Raw genomic sequence first — 18,745 nt, forward strand, 5'->3', positions numbered from 1 at the left:
TATATTACAATTCTTTAATTTTATAAATTTTCACATCTGAAGATGTTGGATGATTTTTAATCTCTACTAATTTATATTTACTATTTGTTCTTAATAAAACTTCAAATTCAGAACTATTGATTGATTTTAAATCAGTTCCTAATTTCGCTTCGATCTCCCACATTACACTACCATTATTACCTCGCATAAAATCACTTGCAATGTAAACTTCTGTAGAAGTAGAAGTAAACCTTCCGCCAAAATCAAAATCCTCTCCTACACTTAAGGTTTTAGCAAAATCAGATTCCGCCTTTCCTGCTCCTCTATAAACGGTACCATTGTATTTTGGCAACTTAGATTGTGCAGATTCCATTAGCTTTTTCATTTCATTATATTCAGCAGTCATAGGTATTTCCCCAGCCAATGCTTTATTAAAATCACTATAATAATTATCTTGTATAAATAATTTTAAAGAAGCTTCTTCTGCTGTTGTTACACCATCACCAAATTTTCTAATATGTGATCCGTTTTCTAAAGGCTCATATATTTGTTTAAATTTAGGATTTTTTAAAAGGTCATCAAGACTACTAATGATATTGTCAATGTTATTAATCTTATTTAATCCATCTTCACTTCCTACAACCGCAGTTACCTTTTCTCCATCAACTTCAATTTCCACCAAATGATTTCCATTTTCATCAACAGGAAGTTTATCCAGTCCTCCTTCATTATTTATTGCCTGCTCAATCTTTTGTTTAATTCCTTGAGCTTCCTGCTCAGTAAGATTGGTTAGCTTATTTTTTAAAGAAATTTTTATATTCTGAATTGGGAAACCACATCCAAATCCGCTTGGCGTAACTTTGATATCAATTCTTTTTATAAAATCAACACCTTCTTTCAGAACATATTTTACGGCTTTGCCGGATGCACTTGCAACAGGTTTTATTACTTTTCCTGCAATTTGGATAGTCTTTCCTAGTAATTGTCCCATCACATCCAGCTTTTCCATTGTCTGGACAATAGCAGTTGCTCCTTTTATTTCGCCAGCCCCTATAAAGCAAGATGCTACCACAAAAGTTACTTCACCTGCTCCATAGGATATCATACAAGGATTGGAAGTGTACTTATTCCACTGTTCCCCTACCATTCCCTTTACATCCTTCCATTGTATTTTGGAGATCGTAGTTGCAAAATTGGTTCTGGCATCATTCTCATTCGTAATCATCTTGATTAAGAATGAACCTCCTTCCGGAATTGCAGCAGCCGTTCCAACTAATCCGTTCCAGACTCCGCAAGTGAATGCAAAATCAACACGGCTTGGTGTATATTTGTCTCCCATTGGAGATCCAATTAATCCGCTTAGTTCATCATCAATAACTTTTAGACTGACATAAGAGTAGATCTTTGCAGGAAAAGGATTGTAATCTGTATTATCAGGATTGTAATACTTTTCAGGAATTTTTGCTTTAGTAAGTAACTCCGATAGACCGTCTAGGATTGCAGTTAAAGGATTGAATTTCATCAACCAGAAATCATCTATCCACGCTGAATTCTGTTTCAGAAGTAGTTCTATATCTTTGGCAGATTTTCCTGCATATTCCGGAAGACCGCTTCCAACGTTGATCTTGATATCGTATTTCTTCGTCTGACTGTTTACATTCAGCCAGATGACCATTTCCTTAGCTTCAGGCTGATTGTATCTTGCCTGTACTTTTTGAATAACCGATGCAGCAGTATTCTCGTCAGTAATAAAGATTTTACCTTTAATTCCTGTAGAATTTTTATTAGAAACAATACTTCCTAACATTGCTTGTATTTCCTCGGCAGTAAATCTTCCTGTATAATCTACAACATCTTTGGATTCATCTGTTGTGGTTCCATTACCTGTAGATGGTCGTTTATATAAATCGTCAATAGATTTCAATCCACTACCAGATCCTGTTCCTGTACCTGAACAAGTAATAAATCCAGAGTAGATAGGTTTTGTCTTATCATCAATTTTATCATATTGCTGGATATAATCTGCTAATGCCTGAGTCTTATCAGTCTTCGACAATATATTTGCTGTTACTTCCGCAAATGTAGTTTTGATAAATTTCGATTTTCCGCAAACAGCATCATGATCGTAAATTAACCAGACTGTATTTTCATTTTTTGGAGTAACCGTAGATGAATAGGCCCCCTTCTGTACATCACCATTTGGATAATATGCTTTTTGAGATTCTACCCACTGATACTGAATATCATTTTCAATAAAGCCCGGTAAGAATCCTTCTCCTACTTTTACAACATTTCCATGAACAGCAGTCGAAGTATTTGCTTTAATTAATTTGAAGTCCGGTGTCAAACCAAAACCTCCTGCAATCTCCCCACTACTTTGTCCCTGGAACGCATACAGCTTAAACGCAGGATCATTCATCTGCTTCCAGTCCAGATGAGATAGCTCTTCACCTGTGCTGTAATCCATTAACAGATCTGTAGCTCCTTTTGTCGTCTGGTAAGCTTTCCAAGGGTGTTCCAATTTAAACACACCATGACCTAATTCATGGGCACCTGTTTTCTGTGGAGCATTGTTATACACATATCCAAACTGACCGTTCAGACGCATATACCCATTCTGACCGGTAGAAGAATTTTTGTCGGTAACGAATAGTACATATCTTGCATCAGTACCTTTGTACAATGCATTGATCTGTTGCTGCTGAGGACTATAGGTACTCATCAGATCAGCATCTTCGCTACTGATCGTATTACCGCTTACAATACTACTGATATCTAAGACAGGTTCCTCTTTTACGGTAAAGCTGACCCCGATCTTATTATAAACCTGATTGATCTTATTGCCCTGCGCCTGTAGCTTAGATTGAGAATTGGCATCTAATGGCACTAAGCTTACATTAACAGTTTTAGGACTCAGATGTACCAATCGGAAATTGCTGATTACCTTTTGTTTTCCTGTACTTTCTTTCGGCATCAGTACAGCAATTACCTCTTCTTCGGCATAATCAAACGTTCCCGGAAGCTTTAGCTGGTAATTTCTTTCCGTGTCTGTTTTGTTTAGTTCTATAGCCTCAATTGCCTTACCTAAGCTCAACGTTTTAAAGATAATTTTGGCATCTTTAAGCGCTGGATCAGTAATGCTTACTTTGGCATCAAACAGTTCAGTTTGCTTGTTTACCGTAGCTTTATAAGGTACATATACCGTATTGTTTTCTGTATCTTTTACTGAAGGATATTTAGATTTTGGAAGTTTTGTTTTATCTGCGGTATCATACGCGAATTTTCCATTAGCATCTTCTTTCCACTCGATTTTAATACCTTTTGCAGTGTATTGGTTTACAGCAGCACTGCTTCCGCTTCCGGTAACGCCTTCTGTATTTGATGAAGTAGACGCTCCGCCTTCTGCCTCTTTACCAACTTTAGTTACATTCCCATTTTCATCAACTGTCCAGATATTCCCGTCCTTGTCTTTGATCTGATAGTCTTTTCCACCCGGAAAATCTTGCTGACTCGGGCTCCCTCCAGTACCAAAATCACCATAAACGGTAATTTTTCCGGGAGGTGGTGTCGCCGTATAGGTGACGTTCGTAATAACATAATCTAAGATAACGTCTTTTACTCCTGCATCTCCAAATGTTTCTCCTAAACCTCCTGAAGCATAATGTACAGCAGTTTCATTTGGATCGTAAGTGGTTTCAATAACCCCTTCGATCAGTTTTTTATCGGTATTAAGTTTAATATTGGTAAAACTTACTTTTATTTTAGTATCTGCTAAATAAGGAACTTCAATATAACCGACTCCTGTATATACTCCACTTCCCTGTGCTGATAATACGGTAACAGGGAAATCTCCTGCCATAAAGACTTCATTATTTCCTAATTGAGTATTTAATGGAGTTTTATTGGCGATATCAATGGCAGGCATAATCCCGCACTGGTAATTATTATCTACATCATTAGCATCGGTGGTGAAATATTGTATTCCACTATATGAATAGGCATTTCCTCCGGAATTGCCGTTTTCAAATGGATTGGTGTTATTAAAAGTCTGTGTATTTCCACACACGGAACCGATACGGTATTCGTATTCAGTTTTATCTTCCAGTCCGGTAAGAATGGCAGAAGCCTGATAACTTTGCTGGCTTACCCAGTCGGTGGCCGACCCCCGTTTTCGGTACTGCACATTATACAAACCTGCCGGTTGACCGGCAATGCTCCATTTGAGTTCTACTCTTCCCCTGCCGACATTTTTAGCCATTAAAAGTGTAGGAACGGCACAGTTTTCAACATAGTCAAAGTAAAAAATCTCGGACAATCCATTGTTTTTATACACTCCGTTATCATCGGTTGGATTCGCACCCAAAACAGGATTTCCTGATTTCGCCTGTACCTGCCAGGCATATCTCTTGCCCGGTATCAGCTGGGTTTTATCAATCCCGTAATATAAGGTAGGAGCATAGGTTTCTTCCGTCCAAAGTGGTGGTGCAGAAAGAAATCCTGAAATCGGGCTTTGTCCCTGATCCCAAAGCTCTTTTAAGGTAAAAATATATTTCGTGTTGGGTGCAATCTGTCTCGGCATCCACTGGAACACAATACCAGCTCCTCCGCTGTAAGGGGAAAGCGCCTGAACTTTTTCGGCATTTTGAGGCAGCGTAAGCATGGGCGGATCATATTGAACCATGAACACCGTAGCACACGTTTTCGCTGAAAGATTATTTTTAGTAAAATAATCATAAGCCTGAAAGCAGAACTGATACACCCCATCCGACAAAGGTTTGGAATACTGAACAGCATTGATCCCCGATAGATTCTGCAGTTCAAATAAGGATCTGAGGTCTACATTGGTTAACGTAACATTATTACCGGGATAGAGCGTAAAAGGATTCATGCCCACAACAAAATCATTGGATCTCGCCAGCGGAACGGCATTTAGACCCGCCTCCAGGGAAAATTTAATTCCTGTCTGATGCTGGGGTTCCAGCAAATCTGTCATTAGAACCTGCAATTGAAGCTTGTTGTCCGTACTTGTTGCATAATCCCCTATTTTTAAACTATAGGGTGGTATTACGACAGGAATCAGTTTAACAGGATACTGCTGAGCCTTTGCTGTAGGCAATAGGCCATAAACCGTAAGCATGAATGCTGTCATGAGCTTCATACAGTAAGCAGTAAGCTTTTGCCGATTATTTTTATATGGTTTACAATAACTCTTAGTCATCTTTCGGTGTTCGTATTTGTTGTTTTTGAGTGAATAAGTAATTTTATTTACTTATTTAAATTCATAGTTAATCTGTTTTTCTGTTCCCTGCTTATTCCCCGGCAGCGTATATTTAGCTTTCACATTGTATCTGGTTTCAGGGATAATCCCATAGGTTGATTCCAGCAAGGCATTAATCACGGCTGGTCTTACGTTAGCCGGAGACCCTACATATTTAGATGCAGCTTTTGAAATCAGCTCATACCAGTCGGACTTATAATAGCTGAATAAATCATATTTGAATGGGAACGTCTGTTTTAAGAATCCGTTTCCTTTATCGCTTCCTAAATACTGCATATATGAAGTAAAGACAGGGAACGCTTTTACCGGTGGAATTCCGGCAAAATCATCTTCACTTTCAGCTCTGTTTAATGTTAGCTCATCAATCGGATAATTGTTGTAAATCAATCCTTTAAACTTATTAGCAAAGGAATCATCCATTAATGCTGTAAGGTCAATAAGAGGCTTATTATCTGTATATTTCGAGCCGGAAATTTCAGTGGCATCAAAGTATTCATCAGCATTCATGTTATTCTGAAGGGTAACCACATCAGAACTTAGCTTGATCCACAACGGATTAAAATTCAATGAAGACAGCTTGTTCTCAAATGTATTGTACTTACTTGTTCTGAAAGTAAAAGCCAGCCTTTCGATCTCTCCATCTTTGGAAAGACTTTGCGCTTTCTTCACTTCCGTCGTTACGGATACAGCAGAGTCGTCTGTATTTTCTTCTGTTTTTACCGTTTCTTCAACCGTATCATTTCCTGTTGAAGTAGTATTTCCGTTTTTATTTTTGGCAATTAACGCAAATGTGTAGTCTTTCTGTTTACCGAGATTAGGGGTATTGAAGTTGACCGTATTATCATTGGTATTATAAGAGAAATTACTTTCCGTTGGCGATTCAGCAGCAAAAGCGGTTACGGTGTTCCAGTTAGGATCATCAAATAAATAATCCTGTCCACGCTTCAGTTTTATATAACCGGTATTGGTTTCTCCGGTGTAATAATTTTCCTGTTCAGGAACCGGATAGGCATATTTGATATTGCTTAAAGGAATAACATTTGGTGCTGATCCAGTGGTAAAGATTCTTTCTTCGATCTCAATTGCTTTTTGGCTGTCTGCCATCACCACTTCATACATTCCGTTCTTTTTCTCCATAAAGCTTACCTGCGCAATTGCTTTCAGGGTTTTGTTTGGAGGAAGAATATCTTCAGAAACAAAGTTGGCTACATCCTTAGAATTAGCATATTCTATGACTCCTTTAATTTCTTTACCTTGGTCATCGATGATGGTCATCTTATCGACAACAACCTTATATGTATGATCCCCATCGTCCTCAGGAATGACAATAGGCTCATTAACCCGTACAGCAAAAGTTGCCTGCGGAATAGCAAATACGTCTACATCTGTTTCATCTTTTTTAGGAGTAAGGTCAGAAATGATTTTCATACCTCCAAGAACGGATGAGTTTTCCAGTACACATTCTTCTCCAAATTCCATCTTGAATCTAAATCTTCCTTTGATCATACCTCCAAGCAGATTATAATACCCTCCAAGATACCCTCGTACCCAGTAAGGATTAGGCCCTTTTGCCTGTAATAAAGAAGCAACTCCGGCCTTGATAATCGGAATTTTCTTTTTGATGAACCACAGTTTTATTTTAATTCCAAGCTCACCCTGTAAATACACATAAGCCTGTCCGTTGGCATACCATCCGTTGATCCCGATCTGCTCTCCGCCGCGGTTTGAACATTTAGCTTCACCATAATTTTTCAGCATAATATCTGTTCCTAAACCTGCCTGGAAACGGGCGTAAAGGAACAAAGCGGTCATATCTCCGGTATCAAACTTCAGATGAGTTCCAAATGCAAATCCTTTACCGTCTCCTAACGCATTTAGGCTGTTCATATAATCTAGGTCATTCAGCTGAAGTCCTAAAATCTCTGCAACTTCCGGAGGTGGTGGCGGACTTCCCGGAATACGGGTTCCTACCATAAAGTAACTTCCGGACTGAAGATAGAAACTTCCCAGACCAACTTTTAACCCGATCATATCAGTTGGTGTCCCAATATGCATATACCATTCATCAGGAGCAACGTGAATCACAGCCCAACCAGCTCTTCCATTGGGACCGATACCTTTAATAATTCCGTGAGCAATATCTACAAAAACATCAAGACTAGCATGAAAAACGCTATTGTTGAAATCGTAATTCATAGCCAGCTTCGCATAAATTGCACCTTCCACTTTTTCAGTTACAGGATATTGCTCGTCAACAGCTTTGGTATCAAGGAAAGAATTTACATGACTGTTATTTTTCAGATCATTCAGGAATCCAGGTTTTCCTGTCATTTCTTTGAACTTATCTTTTACTCCTGCTAAAGGATCACCGGGAACTAATTTGGAAATATCAGCCATCACAACAGCTTCTCCAATAAATCCAATATTGGCCAAACCACCATTCGGATTAGTAGAAATATTAAAACCGGCCATAATACTCACTGCTTTGTCACTGGCTACTGAACCATAAATTCCGGCTCTTAGTGCCAATCCTATTGTATTATCTGGTTTTAAAACCAATGCTTTATTGGCATATGCAGGATTTAAAGACATATCTCTATCCGGAACCATGTGATAAAATGCTCCGCCTGTAAATCCTGTAATCGTTAAAGCGGTTGCCTGGATCTTAAGGCCCTTGACGGAACCTTCAAATCCCCAATATCTAAAGGTGCTATATCCATAAGTGGCATTAACGTCAACTTCTATTCCTTTAATTCCTTTGATCTTTGCATTAAGATGTGCTGTAAAGCCATTACCGTACAAGGGGTCTTTACGCATAATCTGAAATTCACCGGAAACAATTGCTACACCGATATCGACATTCCTAAGTCCTAGTTTGGTTAAATTAAAACCATCGTATTTCCATCTTTGCTTATTATTTTCGTTAGTAATAAGACCTCTTATCATCATTCCACCCGTAGCGGAAAAACGTTCTTCCTGCAGACCAACAGTTACAGAAAAGCCTAAGCTGGCCTGTGAGCCATCAGCTATAACAACAATATCGCTGATACTTGCCGGAAAATTGGCTAATTTTTGCTCACCTTCAACACCAAAATATTGTGCTGTGATGTAAGGCGCTTTTGTTTGAAGGGTCAACCCCTGAAATTTCACCCCTTTAAAATCAGCATCTTTCTTTTCATTAGGATCATTGTCATCAGCGGAAGCGTTGGCTCCGATGGCAAGACTGCCATTAAGAATGGCTTTGGGTAAAAACTCACGGTTTTTCACCCGCATCTCTATGGTTGAACCTGCGGCAATGGTTGCCTTGGCACTCCAGATATCAAAGTTAATATCATCAAATGTCGTAACAGAAATTAAATATTCCTCTTCCGTTATCATTCCCCTGTATCCTAAATACTTTGGGATCGTATTATTCTGATTATTATTCTTCTGAATAGGAAGCTGAACTGCTCCTTCCAGGTTTGCTCCTACAATTTTAGAGGCAGCTAAATCAATTCCAATTTTATCCAGAGAATATCTCCATGCGTTTTCTTTATTGGTTACTCCTCTGTCAATGGGGAATAAATTATTGGCCGCAAAATTTCCTGATACACCATAAGAATCGATCAGAAGATTATTCGCTTCAAAAGAAACCCTGCTGTCAATATGGTCTTCTGTTTTAAATTCCTGGGGCAGTCCTATATTTAAAGTCTGAACATACAGTCCCCGCCATGATTCCGTACCTCCTATTAAATATCCGTGCGTATTATAATACTGGGGGAACATCACACTTGGATCAGTCCGTAAATCACTCAAATCCAAAACAGCATTATTTACAAAGAATGAAAAATACCCTTTATCCTGATTTTTAATTTGAGAGGTAATGGCAAATGGTGTAATACTTACTTTTACCAAAATATCATTCCAGTCTGTGGCTTTAAATGCAAAATCTCCACGAACCCGGTTAGTTTGTCCGTTACTGCCAAACTCAGGTAAAACACTTCCATTGCTGTCCAAAGGAACCAGAACATTTCTTGATATTTGGACATTTCCTTTTAAGGATAACTCTTTTATGCCGTCACAATCAATGATTACATAAGTATTATCATTGACACTTCCTCCGTTAAGCTTATTAATCCTTCCTCCTTCAAGGGTAAGCATCCACTGGTTCTGATTAAAGGGCATATTGATATCGCCAAGCAAGGATAGCTTGGCATCTCCTATAATCTTTCCATTATAAGAAAGCTTAACATCTTCCGCCCCAAAAAACAGCGTTTTTTTTCCGCCTTCTGCTCCTTGCTGTGGAGTTACTACACGGGCATATACATTAATTAAGGCATACTCAGGAGTGAATTTAGCTTTGGTAACAACGATTCCGTATTCTACGTTGGATACATTTTCTTTAAGCCCAATCGGTAATTCCGTAAGATCATTGGGATTTATGGTATTGGTAAAATGGCCATTGGCTTCAATCGTATTGAAAGCTCCAATCGCCTTACCTATCTCAGCATCGGTTTCAGGATCGTTATCCGAATTATTTATAAAATGATCGGAATAAAGTTCCGGAATAGAAAAACGGCTCTTATCCTTTATAGTATACTGAAGGGAGTCTTTATGAGCAGCAAAAACATTATTGCAGCCCATAAGCATATATACGGAAAGTATTAAAAGAAAATAAATATTCTTCATCAATTGTACTATTTTTACAAAATCATATGTTTTTTTACGCAAACAACAATGTGAAAGATTTCAAGCATTATTAACAGAAAACCATTCGTAACGATTGTTATTGTATGCACTATGATTGGCTAACAATACCAATGATGATACCATTATTAATTCTAGAAAAAACTTTTTACTTGAGTTGCTAAAAATAAATAAAACAGCAGGTTATGTTATAGGTATTTTCCCCATATTCATACCGTAATTTAACGGATACTGATCATATACCACTCCTTATGGGAACTTTGAAGTAAGTACTAATCACTATCTGCAACTATTATCACTATGGGCTACCGCCAAGTTTGCCTTGTCTTATTTAGTACATATAATTCATTATTAAATGTTTATGCAAAGATAAAAATTAATTTTACTGAAAACAGGCTTTGGAGAAATTCTTTTCCCGATAATTTGATATAAAGTATAAAATAATCGAAGGGTAAAAACGATTAAACTAGAGAATTACTTCTTTAAGGAATGACATTGTTGAAAGCAACAAAAATCTTACTTTTGATAAAGGATTAAAAAATCATCTCCACGATAATAGACTGATTGAAAGATTTTTCTATCAAATCAGAAAATTCTTAGAATATCCGGGGTGAATAAAAAAAACAGAAATGGATCAAAAGAAAATTATAGCAGCAATAATATTAATAGCAGGATTCTTGACCTCTATTTATGTAGGAATAAATATATCTACAAAAAACAATATTTTTTTTGTATGACTTTGTTATTAGTAAGCGTTTCTCTATTATTGATATAGCCATTGCTAGTTCGGAAGAAACCGTTTTCAAATCTCAGCTAATAAGCATATTGTTATATCTATTTTTTATCATTTTGTTCTTGAGGCAAGGAAACAAAAGCTTCATTGTATACATTTTTTTTAGCTTAATCCTTTTGGTTATCATTTTTGAAACTTATTGTATTTATTTAGTTTTGAATGATAAATATCTAGGACAACATCTCAGATTGAATATAATAATTTTTCTATTGGGTTTATCAGTATTGAAGAAGTTTAAATCTTCAAAAGCAGGTTATGAAAATACTCAATGAGTCATTATAGCACAATCAAAATTTGCTCACTATAAAGAAAATTTATATTTTTGTTTTGAAGCAATTTGAACAAATTTTGTCCTATTTCCCAAGGTGGAATAATCGGTTACCTAGTAAATTAAAAATCCTAAAATCCTTATTTATAAAAGGATAATAAAGAATAAAATATATTCCTGGAGAAACCACTAGAAATTTAACAATTTCTAACAAACCCTTCAAATTTCACAATTTGAAGGGTTATTTTTTGTCATATATCAATGGAAAGTGTTAGTATAAAGCTAATCCTCAAAAACTTTATTAACTATTTTTATTTTTGATTATCGAATCCAATTTTATTGTCAATAATTGAGAATTTGTAAATAGTTGAATGTTTATACCCATTTTTAGGAGTCAGGATTGGTGATGGAAAATGAGATTGGTTAATTGCATCGGGAAAATTTTGTGTTTCTAAGCAAAACGCCTCTCTTTCCTGGTATATGTGATCCTCTTTTCCTTTTTCATTTTGTATCCAATTGGCAGTATATAATTGCAAGCCCGGCATTGTGGTAAATACTTCCATTTTTCTACCGGATTGAGGCTCTATAACGATAGCTGCTAACTCTAAACTATGTATACGATGTTTTAAAACAAAATTATGATCATATCCGTTCCCAATAGCAAGCTGATCGTGATCAATATTAATTCTGTCTCCTATATATGTTAAAGAGGTAAAATCAAACGGGGTACTTTTTACTGTTAAAATCTCACCTGTAGGTTCATAGCTTTTTGTAAGAGGAGTATAAAAATCAGCCTCGATCTGCAATTGGTGGTTATTTATTGTTCCACTACCTTCTCCCGCCAAATTAAAATAAGAATGGTTCACCAGATTGAGTATGGTTTCCTGATCTGTTGTCCCTGAATAATCTAATCGTAATTCATTATTTTCACTAATAGAATAGGTTACTGTTACAGTTACTGTACCCGGATACCCCTCTTCCCCGTCAGGAGAAGTGTATTGAAAAGTCACTTTCGAAGCAGAAGACTCTTTAACATCCCATATTTTTTTGTCAAAACCAATCCAACCACCATGCAAATGATTACTTCCATCGTTCACTGCTAATGAGTATTCTTTTCTGTTTAATGTAAATTTTCCTTTTTTAATACGATTAGCATATCTACCACAAATAGCTCCTTGATAGAGTTTATTATTATCAATATATTCTTGTGCTGTATCATATCCCTGTACCACATCGTCCAATTTCCCCTCCTTATCTTTAACATTAATACTCACTATGATTGCACCATAATTAGTCATCTGCACAATCATCCCATTCTTATTTTTCAGCGTAAATAATTGTACTTTTTGATTGTTGTGAACTGTATTAAAAGCCACTTCATTGATGATACCCATTATTTTAAAAGTCTAATTTAACAGCTCCCTTTTGTCGGATAAATAAAGGATGACAAGAACCAGCACCAAATAAATGATTTAAAGTGGTAGTGTATCTTTCAAGCAAATCTTCAGGAACAAAGGCTTGTATTGTTCCAGCAAATCCTCCCCCATGCACACGCCAGGCTCCAGCTCCTTTTAATACGACTTCGCTATACGCCAATCCCAATGAAACGGCTTGTTCTTTTATATTACTTGATACATAAACATTTTGATTGTACATATACGAACTATGTCCTGAATCTATTACCAATTGTAAAAATTTTTTGAAATCATTCTTCTCTAATGCTGTTACTTCATCTACTACCCGGTCATTTTCGCATTCAAAATGAATGGCTCTTAAAATAGCCCGGTCTCCTACTTTCTGACGGATAGAAGGTGCAATATCCATTACCTTTTCCAGAGTAGTTTCTCTCAGCACACTACATCCTAAATGGGCTGCAACTTCTTTCATCTCTTTAGGTAAAACAGCATATTCATTATTCAGATTGGTATGATCCCCTCGGGTATCTGTAATGACTAAAGAAAAGCCTGTAGATTCAAAATCAAAATCTACTTTTTTAACAATAGGATTTTTTACATCAGCAAAATCAATGGTAACCAATCCTCCTACCGAACAAGCGACCTGATCCATTAATCCACAAGGTTTTCCAAAGAAAACATTTTCTGCATATTGTCCTATACGAGCATTTAATATAGGATCTAATTTGCCTTCATTAAATAAATGACTAACGATTACTCCAATTAATACCTCAAATGATGCTGACGAACTTAATCCGGAACCTTTAGGAACACATCCGTCAATTACGGCATCAAACCCTCCTATTTCATATCCCAATTCATTTAATCGGGCATTAATTCCCCGGATAAGAGCATTTGGAGTTGAAAATTCATTTTCGTTGGGAATAAGATGATTTAAATCGACTTCAAATGTTTGATAACCTGAAGATTCAATCCGAATTATATCTGAATTATTTTTTGCAGCAATGGCAATATTATCCAGATTTACTGCGCCCGCTAATACACGACCATGATTATGGTCTGTATGATTGCCTCCTATTTCGGTTCGTCCCGGCGAACTAAAAACAGAAACCTCTTTATCACCAAAAACTTCTTTGAAACGAGTTAATGTTTTGGTATATCGGATTGCCTGCTGGCGTAATAATTCTGAATTTCGCCCATATAATTCTCTAAAAAAAGGGACTTCACCGTCTTTAACTAAAGAATCAATATATTTAATATTTGACATTTATTTGTATCTAATTTATAAAACAGCCTATTTTTTTATGAAGAGCTATTTTATTTATTTTTATAATGAACTATTGAACTTTTTTTAAGAATTTCTGCGCTTTGTTCCGGAGTAATATCTCTTTGGGCTTCTGCTAACATTTCGTATCCCACCATAAATTTCTTAACACTCGCAGAGCGAAGCAAAGGAGGATAAAAATGCATATGAAAATGCCATTCTTCATGGGATTCTGAATCTGTAGGGGCCTGATGTATTCCAGCAGAATAAGGGAAAGAAACGGAGAAAATATTATCGTATTTCGTAGTTAAATCTTTCAATATTTGAGCCAATAAAGCTTGATCTTCCTGTGAAAAATCCAATAAGCTTTTAAAAGGCTTTTTACTGATAATTATTGTTTCAAATGGCCAGGTTGCCCAAAATGGAACCAAAGCCACAAAAGCTTTATTTTCCAGTATAATTCGCTCATTAATTTCTATTTCTCTTTGAAGATAATCAGACAGAAGGGTCGTTCCATGTTTACCATAATAGTCCTTCAAATTTTGCTGTGTTCTAGCCACCTGAGAAGGAATGGATGATTGTGCCCAAATCTGCCCGTGAGGATGGGGATTACTACACCCCATAACTGCCCCTTTATTTTCAAAAATCTGAACATGATTAATGTAATCCAGTTCTCCCAGATTCTGATATTCTTCTTTCCAAACAGACACCACCTTTGTAATGGCTTCTACAGACATTTCAGGAAGAGTCAATGAATGGTCGTGTGAAAAGCAAATTACCCGGTTAATTCCTCTTTCGGGTTCAATTTTAAATAATTCATCCTCGGTTTTATCGAAGGATACTCCTTCACTCAATAAAGCTCCAAAATCATTATCGAATACATATACACCTTCATACTGGGGGTTTTGGACTCCGTTAATTCTTGAGTTTCCCGAACATAAATAGCATTCGGGGTCATACTGATTTTGAACGCTTGTTAATGGTTCTTCCTGTTGTCCTTGCCATGGCCGTTTTGCTCTTTGTGGTGATACTAAAACCCATTCATCCAATAAAGGATTATATCTTCTATGTGGATGATTTTTACTGTTAAATGAATTACTCATATTGAGTTTATTATTTATATCAGTTTGACCCGTTTTCAGGGATTAACTTGTCCAAAATAGGTTCGGATAATGTGTTTAATTCTTTATTAATTTTATTATTTTTCTGTTCAATAATTATAATCTCATTATTATCCTTTTTTAAATAGCATCCTGGTAAATACAATGTCTGCTGTGGCCCTACTGACCAATATCTTCCTAAATTAATACCGTTAACAAATACAATTCCCTTCCCAAAAGGTCGCATATCTAAGAAAGTGTCTCCCACTTTGGATACATTAAAATTTCCTTTGTAGATGGTTGGTCTATTCTCTTTTAAATCAGATTTTTGTTTGGCATCAATTACCGGAGCCTTTTCAAAAGGAAGCCCGTACATTTCCCAATCTCCTGTTATTTTTCGGTCATTAATAAATACAGGAGAAATAATTCCTTTTGTGTTCTTATTAATAGCAGCTCCATAGTTAATTCTTCCCATGTTTTCTACCAGAATGTCTAGTTTTCCATTGAAGGGTATATTAACTTCACATTCATATTTTTTATAGTAACGATTAAGCTCTCCAACTTTTTCTCCATTCACATAAACAATTGCATAATCTCTTAATCCATCAAGTTTTAAAGTTCCTTTAATGGGCTGATTAAAATTTTTGCTGTACCAAACATAGCCATGCCCTTGATTTAATTGCTCAAAAGTTAAAGGATTGTCATTAATTACAGGTCTTACATTATTTTTTACATTTTCTAAATCAATTGCCTGAGACAATTTAATACCCTGAATCTGAATAACTGGAATTTTTGCAGGAATAGGGGGCGTAGAGGGAGTTTTTAACAATTCTCTTAATTTCAAATACTTTTCGGTTTCCCAGCCTGCTTCAGTAATGGGAGCATCATAATCATAACTGGTCATACTCGGCTGTATATCATGAGTTTTATCGTAATTAGCTCCAGAGCTAAACCCAAAGTTAGTTCCTCCATGTACCATGTAAATATTAAAAGAAATATCATTATTCATGAATTTTTCAATGTGGCTTTTTACTCTTTCCGCAGCTTTACGAGGGAAAGGTTCTGCCCAATGATCTAACCATCCGGGATAGTATTCTGCTACCATAAAAGGTCCTTCTCCATTATGAAATTTCTTGACTTCTTTTTTAATATTTTCTGGATCTTCGTCTCCATTTGCAGTTGGCAAAGCGCCAGGCAAAGCACCTCCTTCAAATAACCAGTCTCCATCTGAAGTAAAAAACTCCATTCCTTTGAAGCCAACTTCTTTTAATTGATCGAACACAGATGAACTGTATTTTTTATGATCTTCCAACTTAATATCTTCTCTTTGAGCAACAAAAGATCCAAATTCATTTTCTCCCTGCACCATAACAATAGGACCTCCGTTAACAATCAGATAAGGTTTTACCACCTTGTAAAGTTCTGTGAAATATGCTTTTGTTGAATTTAAAAAAGGAATATTGTATTCTCTGATTTTCATATCCTTGTCGTTTTGCAAAAACCAAGGATAACCACCGAATTCCCATTCTGCACATACATAAGGTCCCGGACGAAGAATGACCATTAAGCCTTCTTCTTTTGCTATTTTTAAAAATTCGGATAAGTTTCGATTCCCGGTTTGAAAATCCCATTTTCCGGGAGCTATTTCATGATAATTCCAAAATACATAAGTAGCTATTGTATTTAGCCCCATGGCTTTAACCATTTTTAAGCGATGTCTCCAATACTCATGAGGAATTCTAGCGTAATGAATCTCACCTGAATGCAATTTAACTGCCTGTCCGTTAAATTTAAATTCTCCATCTTCGATTTTGAAAGATTCATATTTAATAGGTTTCTGCTGTGCATTTATCGAATTTGCACCTACTAAGGACAGGGCTAAAATTATATTTTTAATAAGTTTCATAGTATGTATTATAGATCTAGTTTAGTTAGTAAAATAAATTTATAAAATTACCCAATACTATCACACTAGTTCCTACCGGTTTTTACAGATTTACCACCAGTTTAAAAATTTGGAAATATTTTAATAAGCTCTTACCCAACAACTGCTAAAAAAATAACAAACAAGCTTTCACAAATAATGGGTATATGGAATAATTTTTTTTCAAAAAATTACAATTTCTCATTTTTTTCAAATGCAAAACTCAAAATTATTTCTATTACCAAAAACGAACATAAATAGCAGCCAGAAGCAATAAAACAGTGACTATCAGGAATAATGTTCTATTGTCCACTTTGAACATATTTTTGTCTATGGCAAAAGCTTTTGGATTTACTTTGGGTCCAAAAATACTTAAGAGAACCATTACAGCTACAGTAATAAAAAATGACCAACCCATATTGATAAGGAAAGGAATTTCTGTAATGGTTTTCACTACCCCATTTTCCAATTTTTCATAGGTGAATGCTGTATAAATCCATGTTTCTTTTCCAAATAGTTCAACGGCAAAGCTGTTAAAGAATATAGATAATAAAAAACCAAGAATAACCCCAACTATAGCGGCAGTTCCGGTGGTTCTTTTCCAAAACATTCCTAAAATAAACATAGCAAATACACCGGGACTAATAAAACCCGTATATTTTTGTATAAATGTGAAACCGCCTTCTCCACCGATTCCCAAAATATCTGTCCATGTAAATACCAAAGCAATCAACATCGCCACTATAATTGCCCAACGTCCTGTTCTTACCATTTGTATTTCAGATGTGTTGGTTTTTAAATATTTTTTATAAATATCTAAAGTAAAAATTGTGGATATACTGTTTACTTTTCCGGCAAGTGATGCTACTATTGCGGCTGTTAAAGCAGCTACTGCAAGACCTTTAAGTCCAGATGGAAGCAATCCCAGCATTGCAGAATAAGCACTATCTTTTGCCCCATTAAAATTTGACAAATAACCTTTTGTATAAAGTACATAAGCAGCAATACCGGGAAGCACAACAATTACAGGCATAAAAAGTTTTAAAAATCCTGCAAATAGAATTCCCGTTCTTGCTGTTTTTAAATCTGCTCCTAATGCTCTTTGGGTAATGTATTGGTTACACCCCCAATAATTAAGCTGTACAATCCATTGTCCGGCAAAATACATTGCTAAACCTGGCAAAGCTATATATTTCTGTGCTGCTAAATTTTCTGGCATTGATAAAGTAGTTGTTGTAGTTTGTGGTTTATTCAGAATGAGTTTGAAATGTTCCGGAGCTTCTTTCAAAAGGGTATCTAAACCTGTTAGAGCATTTCCAATAGCAGCACCATTAATTCTTTGATCTACAACCTGTAATGCCATATAAACTGTAGCAAAACCACCAATAATAAGAACGGTTACCTGAATAACATCCGTGTAGCCAATGACTTTCATTCCACCCAATCCAATAAATAAAGCCATTAGTAAAAGTGCAACCATAATGATATGCAGATGGCCTCCACCCAGCAATGAATCGATAGCTACAGCTCCTAAATAAAGAATGGAAGTAAGATTAACAATTACATACAAAAACAGCCAAAAAACAGCCATAATAAGAGAAACAGATTTATTATATCGTGTTTCCAAAAACTGGGGCATCGTATAAATCTTATTTTTGAGATAAATAGGAATAAACCACACTGCAATAATTATAAGTGCAATGGCAGCCAGCCATTCGTACACGGCAACAGCTACTCCTATGAAGAAGCCTTCCCCACTCATTCCAATAAATTGCTCTGCCGAAATATTAGATGCAATCAAACTCGCTCCAATTGCCCACCATGTCAATGAGCCTTCTGCAAGAAAATAATCTTTACTTCCTGTAGTTTTTGATTTTTTTCGCTTGTATATCCATAAGCCATATCCTGTTACAACCAAAAAATAAATTAGAAATATAACCAAATCAAATGTCGATAGTTTTCCCACGCTTAAAAATTTTTATAGTAAATTTTTCATAAATTTTTATACTTTTCAGTAATTTTACATACTCTAAAGTAT

The 18,745-nt window shown here is 35.9% G+C and carries 7 protein-coding genes; all 7 read right to left on the bottom strand.

From position 1 onward, the window contains the following. Nucleotides 1-4: 4 nt before the first annotated feature. The gene (locus CQ046_RS07720) at nucleotides 5-5,137 is read right to left on the bottom strand and encodes a fibronectin type III domain-containing protein (RefSeq protein ID WP_165790486.1); all 5,133 of its coding nucleotides are present in this window, start codon (nucleotides 5,135-5,137) and stop codon (nucleotides 5-7) included. Between the two features lie 111 nt (nucleotides 5,138-5,248). Beyond that, a complete protein-coding gene (locus tag CQ046_RS07725) occupies nucleotides 5,249-9,925 on the bottom strand; it encodes a hypothetical protein (protein ID WP_228406903.1) in 4,677 nt (1,558 codons plus the stop codon). A 1,390-nt stretch (nucleotides 9,926-11,315) separates the two neighbouring features. Beyond that, on the bottom strand, nucleotides 11,316-12,398 hold the full coding sequence (locus tag CQ046_RS07730) for an aldose epimerase family protein (RefSeq protein ID WP_105701703.1): 1,083 nt from the start codon (nucleotides 12,396-12,398) through the stop codon (nucleotides 11,316-11,318). Between the two features lie 4 nt (nucleotides 12,399-12,402). Continuing rightward, nucleotides 12,403-13,686 (bottom strand): galactokinase, encoded by a 1,284-nt coding sequence (locus CQ046_RS07735; RefSeq protein WP_105701704.1) that lies wholly within the window; start codon nucleotides 13,684-13,686, stop codon nucleotides 12,403-12,405. A gap of 50 nt (nucleotides 13,687-13,736) precedes the next feature. After that, nucleotides 13,737-14,786, bottom strand: coding sequence for a UDP-glucose--hexose-1-phosphate uridylyltransferase (locus tag CQ046_RS07740; RefSeq protein WP_105701705.1), 1,050 nt, complete (start codon nucleotides 14,784-14,786; stop codon nucleotides 13,737-13,739). A gap of 19 nt (nucleotides 14,787-14,805) precedes the next feature. Then, complete coding sequence (locus CQ046_RS07745) at nucleotides 14,806-16,689, bottom strand: beta-galactosidase (RefSeq protein ID WP_105701706.1); 1,884 nt, start codon at nucleotides 16,687-16,689, stop codon at nucleotides 14,806-14,808. Between the two features lie 256 nt (nucleotides 16,690-16,945). After that, complete coding sequence (locus CQ046_RS07750) at nucleotides 16,946-18,673, bottom strand: sodium:solute symporter family transporter (RefSeq protein WP_105701707.1); 1,728 nt, start codon at nucleotides 18,671-18,673, stop codon at nucleotides 16,946-16,948. Nucleotides 18,674-18,745 lie beyond the last annotated feature (72 nt).

The sequence above is a fragment of the Chryseobacterium sp. MYb7 genome, assembly GCF_002979455.1.
Classification (GTDB): Bacteria; Bacteroidota; Bacteroidia; order Flavobacteriales; family Weeksellaceae; genus Chryseobacterium.

Coding starts and splice junctions, on each gene's coding strand:
- CQ046_RS07730 (WP_105701703.1), bottom strand. CDS start 12,398: ATGGGTATCATCAATGAAGTGGCTTTTAATACAGTTCACAACAATCAA.
- CQ046_RS07720 (WP_165790486.1), bottom strand. CDS start 5,137: ATGAAGCTCATGACAGCATTCATGCTTACGGTTTATGGCCTATTGCCT.
- CQ046_RS07740 (WP_105701705.1), bottom strand. CDS start 14,786: ATGAGTAATTCATTTAACAGTAAAAATCATCCACATAGAAGATATAAT.
- CQ046_RS07745 (WP_105701706.1), bottom strand. CDS start 16,689: ATGAAACTTATTAAAAATATAATTTTAGCCCTGTCCTTAGTAGGTGCA.
- CQ046_RS07735 (WP_105701704.1), bottom strand. CDS start 13,686: ATGTCAAATATTAAATATATTGATTCTTTAGTTAAAGACGGTGAAGTC.
- CQ046_RS07725 (WP_228406903.1), bottom strand. CDS start 9,925: ATGAAGAATATTTATTTTCTTTTAATACTTTCCGTATATATGCTTATG.